This window comes from Pedobacter sp. AC190 (genome assembly GCF_979258025.1).
In genome coordinates this window covers 5,196,559-5,223,430 of the sequence record NZ_OZ409824.1, presented here as the reverse complement: position 1 = coordinate 5,223,430, position 26,872 = coordinate 5,196,559, and the positions used below count along the sequence as shown (strand labels likewise).

Genomic DNA, 26,872 nt, shown 5'->3' with positions numbered 1-26,872 from the left:
AGGTTTGCTTTCCGGCATGCGCATGAAATTCCGGCATAAACCCGCCTGTGGCCTCTGCACTGCATCCTATTTATTCCGTTGCTTCATTCGCTTTGGCGGAACCCAAACCAACCGAGGCTCCATAATTAAATCAAAATATTATGGAAAATTCATTCTATCAGCTTGCCGAAATCGAAATCAGCTACAAACCAAAATTTAAGTCTGCACTCCGGCCACAGATCGACAGCTCAAACCTCGCTTACCAGATTATTTTAGATAACTGGAATCAGGATAAAATTGAGCTTCTCGAAGAATTTAAAATTTTACTGCTAAACAGGCGTAATCGGGTTTTAGGGATTGTTAATATCTCTCAGGGCGGCATATCAGCGACTATAGTAGACGTGAAAGTTATATTCGCCATAGCACTTAAAGCATGCTCAAGTAATATCATTCTCTACCACAATCATCCATCCGGGGAAACAGATCCCAGTGATGCTGATGTTAAACTTACCAAAAGACTTTTGGAAGTCGGAGAACTGCTCGATATTAAAATACTGGATCACCTAATCGTTAGTACCGACAAATACTTCAGCTTCAGGGATGAAGGTCTTATCTGATTAAATTTTAAAGCTCCGTGGAAATATCCATAGGAGCTTATTTTTTGTTCATTTTTTCTTCTTCCCCTTTCTTTTCTTCCTGTGCTGACCTCAATTCATTTCCCATAGGCATTTTGAGTAGCAAATTTCTGAACAATCCGATTGCCGGAAAGACCATGCCCTGACGGGTTTGCAGAAAAATAACCTTCCTCCCTTCGGGAGCGTATTTTTTTTCGCAAAGTCTTGCCTTGCAACCTGGATTGTATCAAGGTGAGGTGGCTTAACAAAAAGCCAGGAGGCTCCTGCCGACTGGATCGAATAATTAATAGTTAAGATATGTGCCCATTAAAGATGAGAAGCCCACCGATCCGGTTCCCTCCGCAATTGCGGAGCGCACTGGAAAAATTACCCTTCAATCAGAGGAGATCATTGAACAAGTTTTTAATAATAATTCAAAATCCAAAATCATGAAAAATCAAAATATCAACACCCCAAACGCAAATGCAGAATTTATAGATATCAAAGGCGCTAAAAATCCATTTTATCAGCCCATGGCAGGAAAGGTAAATCTAAACACGGAAAATAAAACAGCCGTAAACGATGACCCTAAAAAAGAGGAAACAGGCAGGGGAAAGTCAATGGCTGCGGTTGCACAGACCGCAGCACAACAAGCGGAGAATGTAGCAATGAAAGCACTTGCAGAAAAGCCTGCCCTAAACTTAGAGGGAACGCTGAAATTGGTAGAAGAGTTGCACCGCCGAATGGTTCAACGCGGCAGGCTCGTTCACACCATTGATAACCTCGATAAATTCGAAATCGAGCAAAAAGAAGAAGCCGAAGATACCACATCCAATTATTATCAGGGTTGTGAGATCGAAATAACAGACGATAAACGCAACAAATTCTCCACTAAGAACCCCGTAATTATTAAAGCTGTGGCGAAGTTCGTACGGGATCTTTGTACAAACCGTTTAGCAGAAATAGAGGCGGAAATTACGATTCCTGGGTAATCAATCCATTTACCCTCCAAGCCATCGAGGCGGGGGGATAAAATTCAAACTGATCTTAAAGCGTACCACTTTTTTTGAACTACCCAACAAAAAGTACTGGAAAAAAGCCATGCAGAAAACAGCTGGAAGAAAATCTTTCAATTTTCACTACCAGAAATTTTTAAACCATTATCATAATTAAATAACATGAAAACACAGGAATTATTTTTTATTGTCCGCATCGAGGTAAATTCTACCCATGCCCTTATTGACCAGACCCTGCAGGAAATGGAGTCGACCTCAAGATTTCTAATGACTGACACTCCGAACGTAAAAGTCATCCATGCCGAAATACTGACCACCAAAACTACAAACCATAAACACAACAATCATGGCGCATAACCTAAATTACAACCAAAATAGCCAAAGGCATAGCTTTTTCTCCGTTAAGGAAAAGCCTTGGCATAACCTGGGGATAATCGTTGAAGATTATCCCACCAGTAGCGAGGCCATTAGCTTTGCAGGATTAGATTACACTGTAGAGAAAAGGCCGCTTTTTACCTTGGATAATGATAATTTTGACATTCACACACAGTCAGGAGCAGGTCAAGCCGACCTGATAGCCCCTAATTTCTTCGCAACCCTTAGAACAGATACACAGGAGGTTTTAGGTGTTGTGGGAAAAGATTATCAAATTGTACAAAACAAGGATGCTTTTTCATTTTTTGATAGTATTGCAAGCGCAGACAAAGGTGTGAAATATGAGACCGCAGGAGCATTGGGAAAGGGTGAAAGGATTTTTATTACTGCTAAATTACCAGAATGTATAAAGGTCGGGAGGAATGATCTAATTGAGCAATATATTTTCTTAACCACCTCACATGATGGTTACGGCAGCATTACCGCTGCATTTACGCCAGTGAGAATCGTATGTCAGAATACGCTCAATGCGGCTTGTAAAAACCAGCAAAACAGTGTCAAAATTAGGCATACCTCCAGCGCTGTTGAAAGGTTACAACAGGCGCACCAGTTAATGGGAATTACCAGCAGATTGGCCGATGAAATGGAACAGTTATATAATCAGTGGGCAAAAATTCGCATAGATGATAAACAGGTAAGAAAATTAATAGAAACTGCTATGTCGCCCGGAAAGGATACTTTGCTAAGCCTTAAACAGGAAAAATTCCATCAGCTTTCCAGCCATTATCTGACTATGGTCGAGGATGTTTATCAATATGCACAGGCCGCACCATCGCAACGGCTGGAAACCACTAAAGGAAGTTTGTTTGGTGCCTACAACGCCGTAACAGGCTATTTTCAGAATGTACGCAAATTTGCTAATGATGAATATAAATTAAAAAGCATCATGTATGGAACAGGCATGCAACGTGGGCAAACAGCATTTGAACTTTGTGAAGCATTCGCGAAATCGGGTGGCAATTTGTTTAATTAAGAATGAGGCCTAGAGCCTCTTTCTTGAAATCATTCTGGTCGCGCTCCGCGCATAATCTGCTGGCATCTTCTCAAACAAACTTACAATAGCGCTGACTTAAGGTCTTAACCGATCTAGTTTTTTGAAACCTAAATTTGGGTGGAATGGGAATTTACATCTGACTAAGGCACAATTCTATGTTTTAGGAAAAAAAACCATTTTCATCCCTGTAGCAAAGCTGATTAGTTCGCCATCAAACAAAATCCCGCAGATTCTATACGTTTGATCGTCCCTTTAAAGTCTCTACCTCAAAACAGAAGTCCTTGTTTTACTTTAATACCAACGTGTTTAGTTTTATTCAAGCCATCTCTTCGGTCAATGCATTCTGATTTGCCACAATTCTGATGGATAAAAACTTGTTTAAATAATGCATTAACAATTTATGCTCTATACTATGTGGAGCAAATGTAAATCTAAGTTTCTGAAAAAATTGGAAGCAAGGATGAATGAAACTTATCAAAAATTTAAGACTGTTCTACTTAATGCCAGAAACTGATTTATGGGACCATTAATATTTTTTCAAGTTGCATTCTCAAAATTAAGCCATAGTAGAGACAAATAAATGTATTTGAAGGCTAAGGAATTGCCCGTTTTAATAAGTTTACACACCAATCCTCAATGATATTAAAAGCAGATAGTCAAACTTACTAATCAGCACCATTTTTTCGGATACGTTCCTCAAGTGATCGCCACTCCTGATTTTTCTTTCCCCTTAAAGGACTGCGGACATGTTGAGTAGCTAACTTCTCAACAATTCGATGCCCAGAAAGACTAGAACTCAAACACTTTGCAGAAAACAAATCTTGCTACATGCGGGAGCGTATTTTTTCGCACAGTCTTGGGTTGACATAAAACAATCTACTTCAATTATAGATAAAACCTTTCGTTTTGATTAGGGACTAATCAAACGTTGCTATTTAAGACTGAATTCGTACTTTTATCAAAACTTAAAGTCATTATGAAAAACGGTACAGTAAAATTTTTTAACTCAGAAAAAGGATTTGGATTTATTAAAGCAGAAAATGGTGAAGAAATTTTTGTTCACGCATCAGGCCTGATTGACGAAATCCGAGAAAACGATCAGGTGGAATATGAAGTGCAAGAAGGCAAAAAAGGCCTTAATGCGGTTAAAGTAAGGGTGCTTTAAAAAGTTCTGGCGGCATTATTTCCGCCGCCAGTGTGCGCATTATAATATAAACCTGCCGAATCAGGCATTACAGTTTACCTAGATAAAATTCAATTGGCCAGGTTAATTAATTTGTAACTGAACGAAAACACCGTTCCTATATTTTGTCCATTGGTATCTTTGGCATATTCATCAATATTCTTTATCGGCAAGGAAAGTCTGAACTGCGCACTAGGACTGACCGCCACATCAAGGTAGGGCATGTATACCCTGATACTCCTAGCATTGTCCTCAGCAAACCTATAGTCTGTACCATTGTAGTCTGACTGTTCATACGAAAATCCGATATAAACAGAGGGTATAAAACGATTCTTTATGTAGTTTTCGTTTTTGACTAATTGTTCCCGGCGCATTAATATTGCTACTCGTTTTGTAACTCCGAGTGAGTAACCGAGATAACCATTCCTGGTCTGGGTTTCGTCAGCGGACTTACGTTTGTTAAAGTAATTTGCCGCTCCCTCAATTGTTAGACATCCCGCCTTATAACCATAACTTCCGTTTACAAATAAATTATGACCCTTAAATGCATAATGGTTCAGGCTGTCAAAATCGCTGTCACTGGACTTACTTTTTAATATTGAAAAAAGTTGGGCATTATATCCTCCTGAAAATTTAATGATGTGATTTAGCCGCTTGTCATCAAATTCGGAAGCCAGCTGTGCCAGACTGTCATTATACGCTTTGGTTCGGGTCTTAAAAGCCTCAATCTTTTCATTCGCTCCACGCACGGGCAGCTGAAGCGCGGTAACTGCTTTGCTAAATTCATCAAATAATCCCTGGACCCTTTGAGATTCATAGGCAGTATTATCATACCCGATACTCAGACCTGAGGTTAATTGCCCGGATTTATTCGTCAAATTCAATCGTAGGTTGGAGAATGCCCCCAAATATTTCGGCTTCAGTTTTAAAGGTGAAAAACCAATTTTCTGAACCTGATCTTTATCAGAAAAGCTAATGTTTGCATTGAATAAATCATAGCCAGTTGGTGAGACCTCTTTGAACAACTGACTTTGTGATAAATTATTGGAACTCATATCATTTAAGAACCTTGGGCTGCTGGCTTTTACAGATTCTTTGAAATCCTCCTTAGCTGTTTGCGCATAAATGCTATTACATATCGACAGTAGCAAGCCGATGAAAACTATCTTTTTCATAATATAGGGCTAGAAGTTCAACGTAATATCCAGTTGCTCATCAGTCCAGTCGCCACCCTTTTCAATGCTGTGCACCCCCGAGACAGGTTTTACTTTTTTTGCTTTTTTTGTGTCTTTGTTAATCACATACATGGCAATGGCCGAAATTTTAGTGAGTGGCGCATTGATTTCCCAAAATAATTGAAGCACACTTTCAGGATCAAAGACACCGAGTTCTACCGTTATCTCACCGGTATAGGATCCAAGACTGTTTGTTACGATTTTCCATTCTGACTTGCTGTCGAAACGCAATTGCAATGTAGATAATAAACAGTATTCGTTTTCCCTGAAGGCAACGGTCAACAGATAGGAATTAAAATTTAACAAATCTGTACCCAGATCGTCAAGTTCGCCTGTCAGTAATGCAGACGGCATAATTTTGAAATGTTTCATTGAGAGTGAAATTTAAATTGTTTATGTATGTCAAATCATTAGTTTACAGTTTGTTAATGTGTAAGAAAGTTAGTTAATATTTCAACTAAACTCAAATTTCAAAAAAAATTTATATTTTATTTCATAAAATATCCTGATTCTTAAGAAAACCCTGTGCTTTATCGGAGCTACGGACCGCAAGGGATCACATCGGTGTTAAGGTGGGAAAACCCAGTTGCCAGATATCTTAGCTCTTTTATATAAAATGAATTCATGCTAAATCTTTTCAGAACCCGAGATTATTTTGACAACCATTAATTATATCTCCTATAAAGCTTTGCTAATTCGTCCTTTTGTTATTAAAACTCATGAGCTTATCTATTAATGATCAGCATTTGATGGGGAAGTATTGTGTGATCAAACTCAAAAAAAACTTTGATAAAATGAGAATCGCAATTCAAGACAAATTAGCCTACTCAGCGCAAATACTGAGCGCTTAAAGCCACGATATGGTACACCGTTAGGTTGAAGAAACCCCCTCCAAGTTGAACTCAGGAAGAATAATTTCATCGGTATGGTTAGCATGAGCTTAAAACAACATTGCTGTAGCATTGGAAGTTCCAAAAATTCTTTAGTTTAACGTAAACCATTATCATTATTCCACCCCTTTTTATAATGTTTTTAATAATGCGTAATTGAGAAATGTTACTTTAGCAAGATATATTTTTTAATGCTATTTGTTCAGCTAACCTCATTACGAGGGTTCTTAAAACGTCTTTCATCAATTAAGTTTCTATTTTCTAAAATATTATTAATTGCTATAGTAGGTATAAAGGTCAGTATTAGATAAATTCGAAAAGCCTGACTGACGTAATAGAGTTACCAGTTGCCCTCGATGATACGTAGAATGATTGATCATGTGTGGAAATGTTTTCCTAAATTCCATTTTGCTTAGTTCTCCATTTGGTTTTTTTACACCTATCTGATTTGTATAGTTCTCCATGGGATAATTTTCAATAAAATATTTGAGCTGAGCAGAAATTGTCTTCCAAATGTCTATTAGTTCTATTCTGGTTCCTTTAAATTCAAACGAAAGGTATACGGGGTTGGTAGCGTTTGTCCAGAAGTCCAACCATATTTTTTTTGCACTGACAATATGTATAGCTGTATCTCTAATGCTTCCAAAACTGCTTATAGCGGCTTTGTTCCATTGTTCATCTGTGATTTCAGTAAGCCAATTAATAACATGGCTGTCTGCCCAATTATTAAATTTGGCCAGCTCGAGAAAATAAAATTTAAGTTCTGTACTGCTGTTTTCTTTACGCTTTGATAATGTTGTCATTTTTCTTTGTATATGTACATCAAAGTTAAGGGGAGAAATTCAGGGCACGGGTAGCATAGACGTTCAAAAAGTTTGGCTAGGCGTTCAAACTGCTTAGCCGAAATTGCTTAGGGGTCGTTCCATAAATCTGTTTAAACGACTGAATGAAGCTAGATAAATTCTGATAACCGAGTTCCATGTATATTTCGCTTAGGTTGACATTACTGGTCTTAAGTATTTGGGCAGCTTTTTGCATCCGTTTATCCTGAAACCATTTTCTTGGTGATTTACCGTATATTCTTGCGAATTGACGTTTAAACGTTGACAGCGTCATGTAAGATAGAAACGCTAATTCCTCAACGGTAATAACGTTATAGATATTGGCTGTTACAACTTGGCGGATCAAAACATCCTGTGCTGAATCATAACCATTCAAATGAAGCTTCTTAAGAACTTCAGGATAACAGTTGCTAATATAAATAAGCAATTCTTCAAGTTTCACGAGTTGTAGTTCTTGAGATAATGATTGACCAGCGGCCAAAATTAGGTCTAAAGAGTCTATAAAGTTATTTAGAAAAGCATCCTTCTCAAATACAAGAAAAGGTTCTTCATTCTGTCTATGTTTAAAAGCCTTGATTGGCATAGGATGACGTATTAAGAAGTCTGCCAATATTTCGCTGTCGAAAAAAAACAAAATGCTTCTGTATCTGCCATTAGGGGTAGAGGTTTTCTCGCTCATCAAGCAATTGCCGGCAGAAAGAAGGAAAAATTGATTTGGGTTTATTGTTAGCTTATTTCCTGCATATTGAACGGTCTTACTTCCTTCAAGTAAAAAACTAAACAAGTTTTGCTCTAATATAATCTTGGAATTAATCGTTGCTACATCTGAATTATACCAGATGATATTTAAGTTCCTACCCGTATTCTGTAACGTGAGGGTTTCTTTATATTCAAATAACATATACAAATGTTCTAAGTATTTCAATAGATATGAATATCAATTGCCTAATTTGACTTTTAATACTAATGAATTTATGTAGTGCGAATTTACACTTCACGTATTAGTTACCAAATTTTTCTCATTCTTTGATAATAAGGAATGATTTGGAATACTTGAGTCATGATATTATACATAGCTTGATAGAATTGAATCTTCAGTTAATGATTCTAACAAACCTTTTAAATAATCGAATGAATTTAGGTTTTGATAATGAGTTCTTGGTAATTTGAATTTTATAATTTGGAAGATTCAATAATATAAATTAAAATGTCAAGTTTCAAAGTTTCCCATTAAGGTGTTTTGGCAAAAGGCAAAGTAAATTATCATTGACCTTATTTTTTTAACGCTTCAGTCTACAAAACAAAAATTTTAGATTGAAATGTACTACTCAGGAAAAGATAATGTTAAGGCCTAATAAAACACACATAAGGACAATGCTGTAGATCAGACTTCGCCTAAATCAGTCAAGAAGCTCTTCTAGTTTAATTGATCTATCCGCTTTGCGTTTGTTTTTCTGCAAAAATTAGTACCTCATTCGTGGTTTATTAAATTACAATTCTTAGTTGATTACCAGAGATTATATAGACCGCAATCGCGGCAGTTAGATTGAAATTTTCCCGGTACGCTCCCTAATACTTAAAATATTTTAGAAATTAGATGTTTAAGGCATTCATGCAGTACGAGGTAACTGATCTCGTTTCTTTCTTGTTGTTAATGAGGGACCTACTCAACCCCGTAACATTTTTAAAACTCAAACGTTTGCGCAAAAAAAAAACTCTTTCTATACACTAATCATTATTAATTTGTATCAACAAACCAAAATGATATAGACAAAATGAAGCGAAATTTAATCATTTTAATCACATTATTCTTTATTGCTGGGCAAATAAGCGCGCAGGATCTGCCTTCTGAACTGCAAACACCAGAAGTGGTTTCACTTAATCGTTTGCCCATGCGTGCATTTGGTTTTGCTTTTGAAAATCAGGCTTTAGCAAATAAGAGAGACAAAGAAAAATCATCATACTTTTTATCTTTGAATGGTACTTGGAAGTTTAACTGGGTCAAAGATCCACGCAAAAGGCCTACAGATTTTTATAAAGCAGATTTCGACGATAAAACCTGGGATAATTTTAAAGTCCCAGCCAACTGGGAAATGAATGGCTACGGTCTGCCTATATACGTAAATCAACCTTACGAATTTGCAGGCCGGCAGTTAACTGGGGCTAAAATGAACCCGCCTTTCGACATCCCTGCAGACAATAATCCAGTAGGTTCTTACCGAAAGAAAATCAATATTCCAGCCAGCTGGGATGGAAGACAGGTGTTCATCAGTTTAGGCGCTGTTAAATCGGCCTTCTACATCTGGGTGAATGGCAAAAAAGTTGGTTATAGCGAAGACAGCAAGCTGGCTGCCGAATTTGATATCACCAAATTTGTTAAAACCGGCGAAAATACCATTGCGCTGCAGGTTTATAGGTGGAGCGATGGTAGTTATTTAGAATGCCAGGATATGTGGCGCATTTCTGGCATCGAACGAGAAGTTTATCTTTATTCCACCCCAAAACTGGATATCCGCGATTACAAAATATTTGGTAATCTCGATGCTACTTACACCAACGGATTATTAAATGTTGATTTAGCAGTAGAAAATTACAGGATAGATCAACACACTAACCACAGCCGTCCCGATAGTTTCTATGTAGCAATTGATCTCGTGGATGCTAAAGGCAATAAGGTTTGGAAGCATGAAACTTCGCTTCAAAACGTGCTGGGTAATTATAAAACCAGTCTTTCCTTTAAAACTCAGATCAGCGGGGTAAGAACCTGGTCAGCAGAAATTCCTTATTTGTATACACTGTACATTACCTTAAAAGATAAAAACAGTCAAATAATTGAGATAATCCCCCAGCGTGTCGGCTTCCGTTCCGTAGAAATTAAAGGAAGTGATTTGTTGGTTAATGGTAAACGCATCTTTTTAAAAGGCGTAAACAGGCACGAGCATAACGCCACACAAGGACATACTTTAACCCATACTGATATGGAAAAAGATATGGAAATGATGAAAAAGCTAAATGTAAACGCTGTTCGTCACTCTCACTACCCGCCAGATCCTTATTGGATGGAGCTATGCGATGAATATGGCTTATACGTGATAGACGAAGCCAATATCGAATCGCACGGACGTTATTACAGTTTAGAAACCACTTTCGCCAACGATAAATCATGGAGAAACGCTCATCTTGAGCGCGTTACCAGGATGTACGAACGTGATAAAAACCATGTCTCCATAATTACCTGGTCGTTAGGAAACGAGGCTGGTAATGGCGTTAACTTTTACGAGGCTTATCAGTGGCTTAAGGCAAAAGATTTACGCCCGGTACAGTACGAAAGAGCGGAGAAAGATTTCAATACCGATATCATCGTTCCGCAGTATCCATCACCAAATTATTTGGCCTTCTACTCAAATCAGCAAAAAGAAACCCGTCCGTTTATTATGAGCGAATTTGCGCACATTATGGGCAACAGTTTGGGTAATTATAAAGAGTATTGGGATACGATTGAAAATAATCCTAAACTTCAGGGTGGTTTTGTTTGGGAATGGATTGATCAATCTATCGATACGGTAAAAAACGGCAAACGTATTATGGCATATGGCGGCGATTTTCCATTAAGTGGTCCTGTTGATGAAAATTTTAGTGATAACAATTTCTGCGTGAAAGGTGTGGTTACCGCATATCGTGATATGACGCCAATGGCCGTTGAATTAAAGAAAGTCCATAAATATATCAAAACAGCATTTAATGGTACCAATCAGATCAATGTAAATAATAGCTATTTCTTTAAAGACATTAGCAATTTGCAGCTTAACTGGGAAGTGATAGAAGATGGTAAAATAATTCAAAGTGGAGTGGTTTCAAATCTTAACATTTCACCGCGCAAAACACAGACTATAGCTCTTCCATTTAAAACAAGCTATACAGCTGGTAAAGAATATTTTTTAAATGTTCATTATCGATTAAAAACGCCTGAGCCATTTTTAGAAAAAGGTTATGAGATAGCTTACGAGCAGATTGCGCTTGCTGGAACACCATTACTTAATGTTCATACAGCTAACAAAAAGGTAATAAAAGTTGAACAAACAGCCGAAAAAGCAATTGTTAAAGGAAGCGATTTCGCCATAACTTTCGATTTAACCAAGGGGACAATGATGAGTTATGTATCAAAAGGCCATGAGTTATTGGCTTCTGGTCCGCAGCCTGGGTTTTACCGTGCACCAACCGATAATGATATTGGCGCTGGTTTAAATACCAGATTACGCATGTGGCGCAATGTTTATCAAGATAATCCCTCCTCCAATATAAAATCTACTGTAAATGCAACGGCTGAGAGTTTTACTTTAACCGTTGAATCATCTTTGCTTAAAGGTGATGCCGAAACCACACAAGAATTTAATGTATTGGCTGATGGAACAATTAAGGTAAGCAATCAATTTAAAGCGCTAAGGGGAAAATACAAAAGTTTAATGCGTATTGGTAACGATCTGCAGTTGAAAAACGATTACAGCAACATTCAATGGTATGGCCGTGGACCAGGCGAAAACTATGTTGATCGGAAAACGGCCTCTTTGATTGGTATTTATAAATCAACAATTCTTGATCAGTATTTTGCTTATGCCCGTCCGCAAGAAAGTGGAAATAAAACTGATGTCCGTTGGGTTGCTTTTACCAATAGCGCAGGCAAAGGGTTACGTTTCGAAGTCGCAGATCAGTTGTTGAGTTTTAATGCATTGCCTTATTCTGTAGAAGATTTAGATCCTGAACCTGAGAAAAAACAATATCACTCAGGTGAGCTGGTTAAACGGAATCAGATTTATGTGCACATGGATATGCAACAGTTGGGTGTGCAGGGGATAGACAGCTGGGGATCAATGCCCTTAATCCAATATCAAATACCTTTTAAAAATTATAGGTATACCTATTATATCAAACCCATTAAATAATACTATTTCGTTAGTGCCTATCCGAAAAACTTTGTTTCCAACGCGAATGCTGGGTATTAGGTAATAATTTGGATTAAGGTTTTAACGCAAAATAGCGAACTCATTAAAACTGAATTTTATTGACGTTATCCCACCAGGCCTGTTCCCAAAAGTAAGCCTCGCATACAGGCTGAATGCGTTGGCCCGCAGCCTGGTAGGATCAACTGGCCACTACATGTCATAAAAATCCGAGTAAAAATAATGGTTCGGTTAAATCTTTACAGATGTATTACTATTGAAGAACCGTCATTAGGAACATATGGTTGGAAAATAGTTTGTTCAATTTAAAAAGTAACTTTAACAACAATTAAAATATGCTGGTTTTTCTATTTTCTTGAGGTTTGTTTCCTTTAGATCCCGTGGGCTGCTAAAACTAAATTAGAAAGAAACGAATGATGTTAAACGGGAACTGGACTGGAAAAAGTATCAGAATGAAAGAATGTAAAAGTTTGACTCTCTTTTTTGTCATCAACAATAAATAGTTTTATAGTTTTAATAAATTCATAAATAAATCCGAAACTCTTTGCCATCATATGCCCACATCCCTTTACTTTTTGGACATGGATTACCAGTTAAGATGTGCAAATAGGCTCAGATTATTTTTAAGTTAAAGATTAAGAGTTTTAGGTTGTAAATTATTGATTAACAGCTTAATAAATTGATTTCTATAGGAAAACACTTTTATTTTATGGATAATGGGTAAACTCGCACGCAGGTACGACTTGATAATTTATTATAATTTCTACTCGGAACTGAAAACAATTTAAAAATCAGCAACATCAATACAACACTTTTTTTTGATGCTAAGAATGATGTTGTGATTATGACATACAATATAATTACTCAAAAAATGGGAAAATGATTATCTTGCTTTAAATATTATTACATTGAATCTTATATTAGCAATTAAGCAAGGTGACGAAGCCGCTTTTAAGCTAGCCTATGAAAAGTGGCGAGCTAAGGGTTACCAGTATTTTTTGCGCAAAACAGGTTCTGATGAAGATGCAAAAGACCTGCTTCAAAGCACGTTTTTAAAATTATGGCTATATCGTGGATCCCTTAACGGGGACTTTAGTTTGGATCAACAACTATTTTATATCGCCAGAAACATCTTCATCGATTACATCCGCAGAGCAAACAAACAACAGGAAATCACCGCAAATTTAAGGATATCAATCACCCAGGATAGCTTGGTGAATTTCCAGTCCATGGAATTTGATACGCGGAAGCGAATGCAAAATATATTGAATGGGATGCCTGAGCTGCGCAAAAAGGTATTTCAATTGCATAAAATTGAAGGATACAGCTATAAAGAAATTGCACAGATACTTTGCATATCTGAGAAATCGGTAGACAACCATGTAGCAAAGGCATTAAAGAGGTTACGACGGGATTTTCCAATGCCTATATGTTTGTTGTTGCTTCTGTTGCAATAATTTTTTTTTAAAAAAGAACTCTTGGCGAAGGACTTTCTTGTTCTTCCACGTATTATCAAATATTACCCTTAAGAAATGATTGTAACTGAAGAACTTATTGAAAAATTTTTCTTGAAAAAATGTACTGTATCAGAGGCCCTGGCGGTTGAAGACTATTTATATCAGCAGCCAGAGATTTTGAATAGATATTTAGGTAAGGCTGAGTGGGATCAGGAAGCTGATGACACTTTAAAATCAGTGGATTTTTGGGATGAAATATGGTGGGAAATCAAGCCTGTAAGGAAAAGAAGATGGATCGGTTCAACTTTCTTAAAATATGCAATAGCTGCTTCGGTCACCATAGCTATAGCTTTATTGGCGGTTCAATATAAAGGAAAACCAACTAAACAATCAAGTACACACTTTGGAGCCTTGTTTAAACATAGAGTGATAGATAATAATGGCACACTTAGCAAAGAAATTACCTTGCCCGATGGTTCGAAAGTCAAATTGAATGCACATGCTATAATTGAGTATGATGAACCCTTTCAGAACAAAAAACGTGAGGTTAGTCTGAAGGGTGGAGCACTGTTTGTAGTGGCTAAAGATAAAACTAGGCCTTTTACAGTATATAGTAATCAGCTGGCAACCACAGCGCTAGGGACAAAATTCAGCGTAATTTCAAATGCAGATAGTAAGTTGATCTTAGTCCACCTCTTCGAGGGCAAAGTGGTTGTTAAGTCCTCGCCAGACTCAAAAAAGCCGTTAAGCAGGGACTTTTATTTACAGCCTGGGGATGAATTAATTTATTATAAAACAACCGGTACTGCCAAAGTAAAGGCGAGAACCTCGGTTCAAAGCAGTAAGCAGGGAAACATGCTAGTCTTCGACAGAGAACCGCTTGCTAATGTGTTCGATCAGCTCGCCAATAAATATAATGTACACATCCAATATTCACCAGATGATTTCGAAAATAGATACTATATAGGAAATTTTGACAAAGAAGATTCTATCGAGCGAATCCTAGGTAATATTGCAAAATTAAATGGCCTTAAGCTTTCTAAATCCAGCGATAATGAATACTTAATACAGAAAGACACATCTAAATTACGCTAGAAAATTTAATGTCATAAATAAACAACAAACTATAACTCAAAACATGCAAACAATCCTTCATCTTTTTATTAGGCTTAGCCTTTCTGGCTAGGGCCCAAAAAAAGCAAAAACTTTAAGAAAAACCCAAAACTGCATAAAGCTAAAATTAGCCTTTCAAAAAAAGCCTTTATGGTAATGGGATAACTATGTAAAAAAACCAAATATAAATATGAAATTAATCTACACAAAAGACAGGCTTTTGCGATCGGCAAGCCTGATTGTTTTATTACAACTGCTCACATTTCAGTACGTAATGGCCCAAAATGGCGCTATTGTAAAGGGCATTGTGGTTGAAGAAAATAACTCCCCAATTCCAGGGGTTTCCGTAACCGCTAAAAACCTTAATGGAAGCAGTTCGCAAAATACACAGACAGACCCTGATGGTATTTTTCAGTTTAAAGGACTGGAGCCAGGATCTTATACGTTTATAATCAGATATGTAGGTTATCAGACCCAAACTTTAAGCGGATACAACCTTAAGACAGGTGATCTGATTTCTTTAAGTGCCAAACTCAAAGAAGAGAGCAGTGCACTGAATGATGTTGTTGTCGTAGGTTATGGAACACAGAAAAAAGTGAACCTTACAGGTGCTGTGTCCACAGTTAAAATGGATGAAATTTTAGGAGATCGTCCAGTCACCAGTACTGCTCAAATCCTGCAAGGGGCAGCACCTGGTTTACAGGTAACCACGAGCAGCGGACAGCCAGGCTCCAAGAGCGGGCTGAACATCCGGGGCTTTACATCTATAAACGGGGGTGCACCTTTAGTCCTTGTCGACAATGTTCCTATGGATATGGATGATATTAATCCCAAAGATATTGCCACCGTTACTGTTTTAAAAGATGCCTCAGCCTCATCAATATATGGTGCCAGGGCTGCCTTTGGGGTTATCCTGATTACAACTAAACAAGGCGGGCGCAATCAGCCCATCAAATTTGATTACTCTGGTAATCTAGCCATTACCGATCCTAGCAACCTGCCGCAAAAAACCACTGTTAATGAATTCGTTCAGGCACTGAGTGATTTCGGAACAACTTCTTACTGGGCTGGTCAAAACGTTGCCACCTGGCAGGGATTGCTTCAACAATATGATCAAAACCCTGCTCAATTTCCTTCAAATGGTATTGCTACAGTAGGAGGGATTCAGTATCCACTTGCCCAGAGCGATATTTATAAAACCTTTATGCCTGGGGGCTTTGAACAGCTCCATAACCTCTCTTTCAGTGGTGGTTCAGAGAAATCAAATTTCCGTGTATCCACAGGTTATACCAATCAGGACGGGATCATGGCCAGAAGATCTGATGCCTTTACCCGATACAATTTCAATGCTTATCTCAATACAAATCTTACCTCCAAACTCACTGCAAGTGTTAATGTGCTTTATCATAATTCCTTGACCAATAACCCACGAGACTTTGGGCAACTATTCTACAATGCCATAACGTTTGGCCCTTATGCTCCCACAGGTTACGGAACTGCGCCCAATGGTTCGCTATTGCCATATTATACACCAAATAATATTCTTGAAAAAGAACCCTACAGAGTTACCGAGAATAATAACCTGAGAATTTTCGGAAAGTTACAGTACGACCTTTTTAAAGGCTTTAAACTGAATGCGGAATATACGTTCAATCAGATCAATAGCAACCAGACAAATCAGGCCACTGTAAATCAATACATCAATCCTCTTAATTTTACGGTGTCTCCGATTAGTGTAAATTCAAGCTATAATCGGTACAATAACAGTTCTAACTATAATGCTGTAAATATTTATGCGAACTACTCCGCAGTGATAAAGCAAAAACATAATCTGGATTTAGTTGTAGGAACCAATCAGGAAAAAAGCGTACAGAATGATTTTTCTGTTACCAGGCTGGGTGTAATCAGCCAAAACTCCCCATCAATATCTGGAAGTACTGGCACAATCAACAGCAGTGACAGTTTTTCTTCATTCGCTGTTACAGGCTATTTCGGCCGAGTAAATTATAATTATGATGGAAGATACCTATTAGAGGCTACGGGGCGGTATGATGGTTCATCACGTTTTCCTACTAATGGTCGATTTGGTTTTTTTCCTTCTTTTTCTGCTGGCTGGAACATTATGGCTGAGCCATTTATGCAGAAAGCAAAATCGGCTATCAACGTACTGAAAATCAGAGCTTCTTACGGGGAAATAGGTAATCAGGTGGTTTTGTTTGCCAATGGTAACCAAAATTATTATCCATATATTCCAGCCTCGACGCCTGGGAATTCAAGCTGGATAGATCCTGTGACCGGAGTGTTAAGAGTAACGGTTCCCCCACCAGTGCTTGTAAGCGCGAGTTTTACCTGGGAACGCGTACAGACTTCAAATTTAGGCCTGGATTTTGGTTTCTTTAACAATCGCCTTACAGGATCATTTGAAGCTTATATACGTAAAACTTTGGGCATGCTCGCACCAAGTAACGAATTACCCGCACTGCTTGGTGCGGCAGCCCCGTTGCAGAATGTAGCTGACCTAAAGGTTAAAGGATGGGAGTTCAATTTAGGATGGAACGATAAAATAAATGATTTACGCTATTCTGTGAACTTCAACTTATCCAATAACCAAGCTTATATCACAGGTTATAACAACCCAGGTGGACTGCTGAATTTTAATGCCGATGGAACAATCGCCAATTATTTTGTTGGACAAAAAATCGGTGATATTTGGGGTTATCAAACCCAGGGATTCTTTAAAAACAGTGATTTCGTCCCAGGAACGCTTAATGCGGGATTACAGGGCGGCACTCTAATCCCGGGGGTAGCATCTTATAGGGGTATAAATCAAAATCCAGGCGATATTCGTTTTGTAGATCTAAACGGAGACGGGACTATATTTACGGGGAATAATACGCTATCAAGCCCAGGGGACCGTAGCGTGATCGGTAATAATAACCGACAATTACAGTTTGGATTCAATGGTAATGTAAGTTATAAAAATTTTGATTTTTCTTTCTTCCTTAGTGGCGTAGGCAAAAGAGATATATGGATTAGCAATCAGGTCTATTTTCCTTATCTCGACCAGTTCAGCGGAATTTTTACCAATGAACTGAATTATTGGACCCCAAACAATACTGAAGCCTTTTTCCCAAGATCATATTCCAATGCCTCCGGGAATACTGCCACAAGCAGGCTCGTGCAGACACGATATTTATCAAACGGTGCCTACCTTAGATTGAAAAATATCTCCTTGGGGTATACTTTGCCATCAAGATTATTCAAGGATAAGTTAAAGGCAAGGGTCTTTTTATCGGGTGAAAATCTGCTCACACTAGATCACCTCCCAGATGGATTGGATGCCGAATCGCAAAACTTAGGTAGTGGTGGCATCTACCCATTCATTAAAAAATACAGCTTTGGTGCCAATATTAGTTTTTAAAAAAAAAATAATTTCTTGAATCAAGAAGTTTAAGATAAAAAATTAAAATTATGAAACGCAACGTTTATTCGATACTAAATATAAAGTCGGTCATATTATCTGTCCTGCTGCTCCTAGCAATGGGTTGTAACAAATTAGAACTTAAGCCAGAAGGCCAGTTGACCATCGAAAATACCCTTTCTGACTATAATGGTTTTCAAACATATTCCTGGCAATTTTATAATGCTTTCAGCGGATATACGAATGAAATGTTGGATAAGGAGCTGAATAGCGACATGTTCGCCATCGCGAATCCAAACGGTCAGTCTCAATGGATTTGGCAGCAGATTACGATTCCTTCATCTAGTGATTCCTATTCAGTGCCATACTCCAATATCAGAACGATCAATTTGATGCTGGATCAAATTGACGGCTCATCTTTGAATGCGACTGATAAAGAACACTGGCGCTGCATAGGCTACTTCTTCAGAGCGTACAATTACTCCAATTTAGTAAACCTATATGGAGATGTTCCATATGTCGAGCACGCCTTGAATGATAAGTCAGAGGAGCTTACAATGGCCAGGACATCACGAGACGTAGTTGCCTCTAATATCTTAAAGGATTTACAATACGCAGAGGCAAATTTGAAAAATGGTGACGGTGAGAATACCGTCAACGCTAATGTAGTCAGAGCACTAATCTCACGTTTCGGTTTAAGGGAAGGTACTTGGCGTAAGTACCATAACCTGACTGATGCAGATAAGTTTCTAAACGCAAGCGTTGACGCTTCAACAAAGTTGATCGCTGCTTTCCCTACGCTAAATCCAAACTATGATTTAGACTTCAACAGCGTTTCTTTAGCAGGTGCGCCAGGAATCTTGTTGTATAAAGCTTATGTAGCAAACCAAATTACCCATGGACTCTCCACCCAAAATAGAAATTCATCAGGACGATACGATCTTACCAAAGCTGCAGCAGATATGTTTTTAATGAGTGATGGGCAGACACGTTTTACAAGCCCACTCTTTCAGGGCGATAAATCCCCCTTTACCGAATTTAGAAATCGAGATAAAAGGCTGTATTTCTGCGTCCCTCCTCCATATATTGTGAATACAACGCCTCCAAGTTTGAATTTTACATATACTACCAATGCCGTGGATACATCTTATTTCGGGATAATGAAATCGATTTCCGATGTTACGCACAAGACGCTGCCTTCGCGAAACTGGAATGGGTTCGTCGTTCGTCAGGAGCCACATTATGTCGATTTCCCAAATGGCCAACCTTACAATGTCACCTACACAGGTTATCGGTTTTATAAGTATTATAACCAGCAGGTACAAGATGCTCAAGGACAGGATATCAGCGACTGTCCGCTGTTCAGGATGGGCGAGATACTGGCAAATCATGCAGAGGCTAGCTACGAACTTGGAACTTTTAATCAGGCAATTGCGAATGCCACTGTTAATAAACTCCGAGAAAGGGGGGGAGTCGCCCCATTAAATCTCGCTGCCATCACCCAAGATCCAGGAAGGGATCCCTCTGTAAACAATGTCCTTTGGGAGATTCGAAGAGAGCGTGCGGTTGAGCTGATTGGCGAAGGATTTCGGTTTGATGATTTAAGACGATGGAAGAAGATGGAATACGCACTGAAGGAAAAGTTGGGAAGATATCTTACTAAAGGGACGGATGTTCCCGCGAATAGCATTATTCCCATACAAAACGGTGCTACCGCAGGTTATATTTCCTATTTAGGTATCCCACCGGGTCCGTTTCCTGAATACTATTATCTATATCCCATTCCATCAAACCAGATTGTACTTAATCCAAAAATCATCCAAAATACTGGCTGGAAATAGATGCTAAAGGCCCCGCTCTTATTGTTAGAACGGGGCCTATTTCCAATCTTTAAATTTTTAGAAGAGTGCTACTCCTAAGCTTTTATTGCTTTAACATTAATCTTTCACTCACTTTAAAAGTTCCTCCCCCCTATTTAATACACATCCCAGTTACCTTAACTTGAAAATATGAAAAAATACTTGTTTTTTACCCTGTTGCTTTTAACATGTAGTGTCGCAAGTGCTCAAAAACCTAATGTCGTATTCATTCTAGTGGACGATATGGGCTACGGCGACCTTGGATGTTACGGGCAAAAATTAATAGAAACCCCAAATATTGACAAGATTGCATCTCGCGGGATGAAGTTTAATCAGTTCTATGCCGGTACTTCTGTTTGTGCGCCCTCTCGGGCATCTTTGATGACAGGACTACATACTGGTCACACGCCGGTGCAGGGTAATTATGAAATAAAACCAGAAGGACAGCTTCCTTTGCCAGATTCCATTCTCACCTTACCCGAACTTTTTAAAAAGGCAGGGTATAAAACCGGTGGGTTTGGTAAGTGGGGTTTAGGCTATCCAGGTTCGGAAGGTGATCCAGTGAACCAAGGTATGGATGTTTTCTTTGGCTATAATTGTCAACGACAATCCCATAATTATTTTCCAGATCACTTGTGGAACAATTTAGAACGGGTAGAACTGGACAATACGCTGACCAGGCAAACACAATATGCACCTGATCTCATCCAGAAAAGGGCAGTAGAGTTTATAGAAAAAAATAAATCAAATCCATTTTTTCTTTATCTTGCCTATACGCTTCCACATGCAGCACTTCAGTTATCGGAGGGTGACAAAACTTTTGAGTATTATAAAACCAAATTCAAAGAACAGCCCAGAAAGGTGAGTGACAAGTGGGATGGAAGTGGTTATCAACCCCAAGCTTATCCCCATGCGGCATATGCGGCTATGGTGACTAAAGTTGATAATTATGTTGCTGAAATCGTGATGAGTTTGAAAAAAAGAGGATTGGATAAGAATACGATTATTGTTTTTGCGAGTGATAATGGGCCACATATTGAAGGGGGGAACGATCCTTTCTATTTTAACAGCAGTGGAGGTTTTAAAGGGGTGAAAAGGTCATTGAATGAGGGCGGGATAAGGACCCCGCTTATAATAGCCTGGCCTGGAAAGATTAACGGGGGACAAGTATCTGAACATGTGGGCGCATTTTGGGATTTTTTTCCAACGTTTGCCGAACTCACTGCACAGAAAATTAATCGCCCTACAGACGGCATTTCAATGCTGCCACTCCTGCTTGGCGAACCACAAAGAAACCAACATGACTTCCTTTATTGGGAATTTCACGAAGATGGCGGAAGACAGGCTGTTAGATTAGGTCATTGGAAAGGGATTAAGGAGAAAGTTATAAGCAATCCCGAGGCTCCCATTGAATTGTATGACCTCGACTCTGATCCTAAAGAAAGCAAAAATCTTGCTTCTACTTATCCTGATATAGTAGATAAAATTAAAGTCATTATGAAAACCGAACACTTAGAAAACAAAAATTTTCCCTTTATTAAAAATTGATTTGATAAGTTCCTGAGATTATCTCAAATTTTCTGGTAATGAATGGAGCGGTTTATTTTCCTGAAAATGATTTGAATTCGCAAGAGCATATGATATTAATACAGTCAAATGACTTTCTAGCTCGCTCGATTCGAATTGCAAATCCCATTCGTATGAAAATATTTATTTGAAAAGGAAAGGCAAGCATGCGAGTGCTGAGAAATCATATTACTGTCTAAATCCTTGCAGCTTTGCTGCAAAAGATCAGCCTTATCAAATCAGCCAGATGGCGTTTAGGTGAGCATATAGAGGTATATGGATTTCAAATGCAAATTTATGAACAATAGCATAGAGAGTGCTTCGCTGGGAACTTATTATCCTAGAAATATATACCAATAGAGGGTTATAAATGCGACTGAAACCTATAGGTTCGTTAAACCCGAGCACAAATTGTTTTATAAATATTGAAATTATTGAGCTGGGGCAATTCGATAAACTAGATTTTTATAAGCATCTTATGCGCCCTTGCCTTACCATTGAAAAAAAAGGAGCAGAAGTCATTAATTCCTGCTCCTTCTTTTAACATTTTTCCAATGGCTTTACTTTGATGGGGTTATTTCATCAAGAGTTCTTTTTCATCGCTAATCTTTTTAAAAAGAGTGAGGTCCAACTCCATTGGTTGTTGGGATAGATCAAATTCCATCGCCCGCGTACATATGATAGCACGCGCTAGCAGGATCTGAATTATGCATAGGGTAAGGAAATTCTCACTTGTCACATACTAATTTCATCAACAGATTAAAGAGATTGCAATTTGAACGTCTGCAAAAAAGAATAGTTTCTTAAGATCCTGTTAAATATTTCTGATCATGAAGTAGCTAGTCTATAAATGAGAAAAGATTTACAATATTTTGAATAGAATTTGCATCTAAATGACAAAACCTGATTTATAGCACAGTCATCTTAGGATAAGTTTGGGATACATGGGGAAAGCGGAATTCAATAATGAATGCATATTTAGGCACCTACCAAAGGCCTCTATCGACTGAAAAGATAAAATTAGGTCCCAATTAACCAGGCATTCTTAATAACATAACTTTAGTTCCAATTACCGAACCAGGATTTATAATATTTGGTGAAAGTGTTTTAACTGTTATGAAATTTCCCAAACGCAAATCAATATAAGACAATATTATTTTGATTTCCTAGTGAATTCCAGCGTAAAATTATTGATATTGGGAAAATAGTCGCATTTTAAACGACATGCGCAGATTTATGATATTTTTTGGACAAAGGTAACTGTTTATCTTATAGCTTTAATTGATGCGTGGTATTTGCGGTAATTACTTGGCGTTAGATTGTAATGTTGTTTGAAAACTGTACTGAAATACCTTTGACTGGCAAATCCTATCATTTCGGTGATCTCCGATATCGACTTATCCGTAGTGGTCAACAAATAGGTTGATTTCTCCAATCGCGACCTATTTATATAATCATTTACGCCTATGTCACCGATACTTTTTAGTTTACTGTATAAACTAGCCCTGCTCATGGCCATTTTATCGATTAAAAAATCCACATCTAAAGCAGGCTTTTCTAAATTTTCAATAATGAGGGAATTGAGTTTGTTCATAAACTTTTCATCAGCACTGCTGTAGGTTTGATCTTGAGGTTCAAGGAAATTTGGACTATTTTTAAACCGGGCCTTGACGACCTCGCGGTTTTTTATGATACTATTAATCCTGATTAATAGCAGATCCAGATCAAATGGTTTTGACAAGTATGCATCTGCCCCAAGTTTATAGCCTATCTGCCTGCTTTCCAGATCACCCTGTGTGGTGAGCAACATTATTGGGATATGGCTGATACGTAAGTCTTCTTTCAAACGCCTACAGAATTCGAACCCATCAACTTCTGGCATTCTTACATCACTGATTATAAAATCGGCAGATGATTTTTCGAGTAAATCCAGAGCTTCCTTGCCATTACTGGCCTGATATATTGTTTTGAAATGAGGACTCAAACTATCTTTTAAAAAAGTTCGAAGGTTCAAATCATCCTCTATGATTAAAAGCGAATAACTATTCGTTATTAAAGACTCCTCTAAATCTAAAGTAGGGTCAGATTCGCCGTGGATTAGTGCTAAATATCTGCTATCAACTGCCTGCTCATTTGCGTTTGAAATTTGGTATGGCAATTCAAAATAAAATGTAGCCCCTTCATCAACATTGTCGAATGCACCAATATTCCCGCCATGCATTTCTGTCAGTACTTTTGAGTAAGAAAGGCCAATGCCACTTCCCCCAAATTGATGTGGACCCTGGTAAAAAGTTTTAAACAGCTCATTTAAATCAACATTTTTTAAACCAATGCCCTGATCGCGAATGGCCACACGCACAAAGTTTGCCTTAATTTGGGTACTTACGGTAATTAAGGTGTCTTCGAGACTAAATTTTAGGGCGTTAATTAAAAGATTGGTAAGTATGATTTCGCACTTTTGGCTATCATAAATGATTTCGTCAATATTTTCATCCAGATTATAAATTAACCGAATTCGCTTTACTTCAAACTCATCACGGAAGTTATCAGAAATCTTAACAACCCATTTATTTAGTGGTAAAGATTCTAGGTTCAGACTTTCTTTACCAACTTCAATTTTTCTCACATCTAAAACCATGTCGATGATTTCTTTCATATTGTTGGCTTGACTGTAAATTCCGTTGAGTTTTTTGGAAAGCTCCACATCTATATCTTTTTCTCTTAAAATTCTTCGAAGCGGAGAATATATTAAAGTTAATGGAGTTCTTAACTCGTGACTGATATTAATCAGAAACTTGATTTTCTTTTCATAAGTCTGTTGCTCATGTTCTTTTTTATCCCACTGCAACTTGAGTTCTTTTTTGGCAATGGCCACTTTATAAATAATAAATAAAACTGAAACAATGAGTACAACAATCAAGCAAATAAACCAAAAGCTTAAAAACCAAGGAGGGGCAACAGTAATTTGTAAAACCTCTACAGGTTTGCTCCAACTTCCATTTTTTAAGCTACAGGAAACAATTATCCTATATTTACCCTGGGATAGAGAACCGATCGCGAGGGCATGATCATAGGTTTCTACAGGCTTAAAATCCATACCTTGAATCTCGAAACGGAACATTTTTTTTCTGAAAACATCATTTTCTCGTGCCATAACGCTAACGATTAAAGATGAATGATTCCAAGGAACAGATGCTTTTCGACGCAATCCATCTTTTGTAGCGTTTAGCGGCATGCCGTTTAGTTCCAGGTTCATGAGTTCAATAACTGGCAATGCAGAAGATAGAGAAGGTATATTTTTGTTGATGTACAGCAAGCCCTTAACCCCGCCCATATAAATGTCACCATTTTTGGTAACCAGGGTAGGTTTTGATAAAAATTCATTCGGAATAATGCCATCTGATTCTCCAAAAGAAACAAATTTATTTCCGTCAATTAAATACATAAATACCATGTTTCTGGCCCCAATCCATAGTCGATTTTCATGGTCTGCAACCACACTTGAAACACTCTCGAATAAACTAGTCTTAATTTTTCTTAGTACTTTTTTTCTGGCATCGTAATACATCAAGCCGTCACGGTTTGCCAGCCAGAACATCCCTGTCGTATCTCGGGTAACGGCCGTTATCGGATTATCCCTTTGATTAAGTATAAAAATCGTTTTTAGCTTGTTAGTCAAATGATCTAATTGAAATATTCCGTAGGATCTAAATAAAAAAGTAACCTTTGGATCTGAATAAATTTTTAGCAGTGCGCCTTCGGCATGTGACTTGTCAGGATAAGTTAAAAAGGACATTTTCTTATCAGCTATTTCATAGCTAAAAACTTCATCTGTAAATAAATAAAGGCGATTGCTTGTGGCTTTATTTAAGTTAATTGCCAGTCCTTTATACTGTTTAACCGCCGTAAAATCAGGCATAAAAGGAGTTATTTTTCCAGTGGTTTTGTTAAACACATATAAGCCGTTGCTAAATGCAGAAATAAGCAATTCATTAGCTCCAAAGCCTGTGATGGACGCGATTTTTAAACCATACGTAGAAGGATAATGCTTAAAAGTTTGATTTTTAGGGTCAAACTTATTTACACCCCCACCATCGTTTCCAACCCATAGTATGTTTTCTTCGTCTTCGTATAAGCTCAAGACTGTTTTTTCGCTTAACCCGTACCTACTGTTTAATGGCGCTTCGCGATAGGTATGGAAAAATACAGGTTTAATTGCAATGAGCCCCCCCCGTATGCTGCCAGCCCAAATGTTGTTTTGAGGATCTCTATATAGGGTAAGGATAGAGCTTTCCGGTAAGGAAGAAGCATTCCCGGGAATATGACTAAGAATAGTAAATTGTTTTTTGTTTTCATCCAATATACTTATTCCGCCACCATCGGTTCCAAGCCAGATTCTGCCATCCTTCTCCTCCATATCAAGTATTATATCGTTATTGAGGTTTGAATTTGAGCTATTGTAGTGCGCAAACTGAACGCCGTTTCGATTGTAGCCTTTAATACCATTGCCGTATGGAGAAATCCAGACACGTGCTTTACTATCAATGTGCATAGACATAATTTCAAGATCTTTTGTGAAGCCTGCTCTAATTAATTTTCTACTTGCTAAATTATACAGCCACACGCCATTTCTTCTCGTGTATAGCAAAATGATGTCTCTAGTCCAAATTTTAATCCCCGTGAAAACATCATTAGATTGAATCTTTGTAACAAGGCTTAATTCAGGGGAGTTGGCAGTGTTAAAGGTAAATTTGTAAATCGCCCCATTGCCTCCAAACCATACGCCATCTGATGTTTCTACAGCAGACCCGACAATAATCGGCTTGCCTTTATGATTAATTGTTGTAAAATCATCCGTATCGGCATTATACCTTACTAATCCCTTTTCTGTAGAAATCCAGATATTTTTTGCCTTGTCCTCTAAAATAAAATTGATTTGGTTTCCAGGAAGTGACGTTTGGCGTTCTTTGTTATAAAAATAGCTTTTAAGTTCATACCTGTCAAAACGATTGAGCCCATATTTCGTCCCAATCCAAATAAAACCTCTATGATCGGTTAATATGCAACGCACTGTAGACTGGGTTAAGCCTTCATTTAACGAAATCTGTTTGTAATAATACTCCTGCTCGGCCATCGCCGCTTGCAAAAACAGAATTGAAAAAATAATTAAAAAGAAAAAGCTTTTCTTGTTTTGATAAATCACGCTATCAAGATTAGGGAGCTAAATATACCCAACATCAGTATCATTTGAAACATATGAGTAACTAAATCGACTGTTTTAAAAGATTGTAATTGTAGATTAAGACAAAA

16 protein-coding genes are annotated in these 26,872 nt (G+C 37.9%); 11 read left to right on the top strand and 5 right to left on the bottom strand.

Annotated elements, in window-relative coordinates:
* Positions 1-140: 140 nt before the first annotated feature.
* From ACZZZI_RS22665 to ACZZZI_RS22645, 5 genes are all read left to right on the top strand, one after another.
* On the top strand, positions 141-596 hold the full coding sequence (locus ACZZZI_RS22665; protein WP_463491673.1) for a JAB domain-containing protein: 456 nt from the start codon (positions 141-143) through the stop codon (positions 594-596).
* A 446-nt stretch (positions 597-1,042) separates the two neighbouring features.
* Entirely contained in the window at positions 1,043-1,585 is a 543-nt protein-coding gene (locus tag ACZZZI_RS22660; RefSeq protein WP_463491671.1) for a hypothetical protein, read from the top strand.
* A 186-nt stretch (positions 1,586-1,771) separates the two neighbouring features.
* Positions 1,772-1,966: a hypothetical protein gene (locus ACZZZI_RS22655; protein WP_463491669.1), complete on the top strand. Its 195-nt coding sequence runs from the start codon at positions 1,772-1,774 to the stop codon at positions 1,964-1,966.
* Complete coding sequence (locus ACZZZI_RS22650) at positions 1,956-3,017, top strand: DUF932 domain-containing protein (RefSeq protein WP_463491667.1); 1,062 nt, start codon at positions 1,956-1,958, stop codon at positions 3,015-3,017. The genes ACZZZI_RS22655 and ACZZZI_RS22650 overlap by 11 nt, the downstream gene beginning before the upstream one ends.
* 997 nt (positions 3,018-4,014) lie before the next feature.
* Entirely contained in the window at positions 4,015-4,203 is a 189-nt protein-coding gene (locus ACZZZI_RS22645) for a cold-shock protein (protein ID WP_463491665.1), read from the top strand.
* An 89-nt stretch (positions 4,204-4,292) separates the two neighbouring features.
* Here the strand turns inward: ACZZZI_RS22645 and ACZZZI_RS22640 are convergent, their stop codons facing one another.
* From ACZZZI_RS22640 to ACZZZI_RS22625, 4 genes are all read right to left on the bottom strand, one after another.
* The gene (locus tag ACZZZI_RS22640; protein ID WP_463491663.1) at positions 4,293-5,396 is read right to left on the bottom strand and encodes a hypothetical protein; all 1,104 of its coding nucleotides are present in this window, start codon (positions 5,394-5,396) and stop codon (positions 4,293-4,295) included.
* Between the two features lie 9 nt (positions 5,397-5,405).
* Complete coding sequence (locus ACZZZI_RS22635; protein ID WP_463491661.1) at positions 5,406-5,828, bottom strand: hypothetical protein; 423 nt, start codon at positions 5,826-5,828, stop codon at positions 5,406-5,408.
* Positions 5,829-6,618: 790 nt separating this feature from the next.
* Positions 6,619-7,149, bottom strand: a complete 531-nt coding sequence (locus ACZZZI_RS22630) for a DinB family protein (protein ID WP_463491659.1) — start codon at positions 7,147-7,149, stop codon at positions 6,619-6,621.
* A 76-nt stretch (positions 7,150-7,225) separates the two neighbouring features.
* On the bottom strand, positions 7,226-8,113 hold the full coding sequence (locus ACZZZI_RS22625; RefSeq protein WP_463491657.1) for a helix-turn-helix transcriptional regulator: 888 nt from the start codon (positions 8,111-8,113) through the stop codon (positions 7,226-7,228).
* An 850-nt stretch (positions 8,114-8,963) separates the two neighbouring features.
* On the opposite strand from ACZZZI_RS22625, the gene lacZ reads away from it, so the two are divergent.
* From lacZ to ACZZZI_RS22595, 6 genes are all read left to right on the top strand, one after another.
* Positions 8,964-12,128: a beta-galactosidase, LacZ type gene (gene lacZ, locus ACZZZI_RS22620; RefSeq protein WP_463491655.1), complete on the top strand. Its 3,165-nt coding sequence runs from the start codon at positions 8,964-8,966 to the stop codon at positions 12,126-12,128.
* Between the two features lie 926 nt (positions 12,129-13,054).
* Complete coding sequence (locus ACZZZI_RS22615) at positions 13,055-13,603, top strand: RNA polymerase sigma factor (protein WP_463491653.1); 549 nt, start codon at positions 13,055-13,057, stop codon at positions 13,601-13,603.
* A gap of 75 nt (positions 13,604-13,678) precedes the next feature.
* Complete coding sequence (locus tag ACZZZI_RS22610) at positions 13,679-14,698, top strand: FecR family protein (protein WP_463491651.1); 1,020 nt, start codon at positions 13,679-13,681, stop codon at positions 14,696-14,698.
* Between the two features lie 208 nt (positions 14,699-14,906).
* Positions 14,907-18,137, top strand: coding sequence for a SusC/RagA family TonB-linked outer membrane protein (locus tag ACZZZI_RS22605; protein ID WP_463491649.1), 3,231 nt, complete (start codon positions 14,907-14,909; stop codon positions 18,135-18,137).
* A gap of 50 nt (positions 18,138-18,187) precedes the next feature.
* The gene (locus tag ACZZZI_RS22600; protein WP_463491647.1) at positions 18,188-19,978 is read left to right on the top strand and encodes a RagB/SusD family nutrient uptake outer membrane protein; all 1,791 of its coding nucleotides are present in this window, start codon (positions 18,188-18,190) and stop codon (positions 19,976-19,978) included.
* A gap of 168 nt (positions 19,979-20,146) precedes the next feature.
* Positions 20,147-21,544, top strand: a complete 1,398-nt coding sequence (locus ACZZZI_RS22595; RefSeq protein ID WP_463491645.1) for an arylsulfatase — start codon at positions 20,147-20,149, stop codon at positions 21,542-21,544.
* Between the two features lie 1,282 nt (positions 21,545-22,826).
* Here the strand turns inward: ACZZZI_RS22595 and ACZZZI_RS22590 are convergent.
* On the bottom strand, positions 22,827-26,765 hold the full coding sequence (locus tag ACZZZI_RS22590; protein WP_463491643.1) for a hybrid sensor histidine kinase/response regulator transcription factor: 3,939 nt from the start codon (positions 26,763-26,765) through the stop codon (positions 22,827-22,829).
* Positions 26,766-26,872 lie beyond the last annotated feature (107 nt).

What these genes read in the sequence shown, in the direction of transcription:
- ACZZZI_RS22665 (WP_463491673.1), top strand. Translation starts at nt 141, where the DNA reads ATGGAAAATTCATTCTATCAGCTTGCCGAAATCGAAATCAGCTACAAA.
- ACZZZI_RS22660 (WP_463491671.1), top strand. Translation starts at nt 1,043, where the DNA reads ATGAAAAATCAAAATATCAACACCCCAAACGCAAATGCAGAATTTATA.
- ACZZZI_RS22655 (WP_463491669.1), top strand. Translation starts at nt 1,772, where the DNA reads ATGAAAACACAGGAATTATTTTTTATTGTCCGCATCGAGGTAAATTCT.
- ACZZZI_RS22650 (WP_463491667.1), top strand. Translation starts at nt 1,956, where the DNA reads ATGGCGCATAACCTAAATTACAACCAAAATAGCCAAAGGCATAGCTTT.
- ACZZZI_RS22645 (WP_463491665.1), top strand. Translation starts at nt 4,015, where the DNA reads ATGAAAAACGGTACAGTAAAATTTTTTAACTCAGAAAAAGGATTTGGA.
- ACZZZI_RS22640 (WP_463491663.1), bottom strand. Translation starts at nt 5,396, where the DNA reads ATGAAAAAGATAGTTTTCATCGGCTTGCTACTGTCGATATGTAATAGC.
- ACZZZI_RS22635 (WP_463491661.1), bottom strand. Translation starts at nt 5,828, where the DNA reads ATGAAACATTTCAAAATTATGCCGTCTGCATTACTGACAGGCGAACTT.
- ACZZZI_RS22630 (WP_463491659.1), bottom strand. Translation starts at nt 7,149, where the DNA reads ATGACAACATTATCAAAGCGTAAAGAAAACAGCAGTACAGAACTTAAA.
- lacZ (WP_463491655.1), top strand. Translation starts at nt 8,964, where the DNA reads ATGAAGCGAAATTTAATCATTTTAATCACATTATTCTTTATTGCTGGG.
- ACZZZI_RS22610 (WP_463491651.1), top strand. Translation starts at nt 13,679, where the DNA reads ATGATTGTAACTGAAGAACTTATTGAAAAATTTTTCTTGAAAAAATGT.
- ACZZZI_RS22605 (WP_463491649.1), top strand. Translation starts at nt 14,907, where the DNA reads ATGAAATTAATCTACACAAAAGACAGGCTTTTGCGATCGGCAAGCCTG.
- ACZZZI_RS22600 (WP_463491647.1), top strand. Translation starts at nt 18,188, where the DNA reads ATGAAACGCAACGTTTATTCGATACTAAATATAAAGTCGGTCATATTA.
- ACZZZI_RS22595 (WP_463491645.1), top strand. Translation starts at nt 20,147, where the DNA reads ATGAAAAAATACTTGTTTTTTACCCTGTTGCTTTTAACATGTAGTGTC.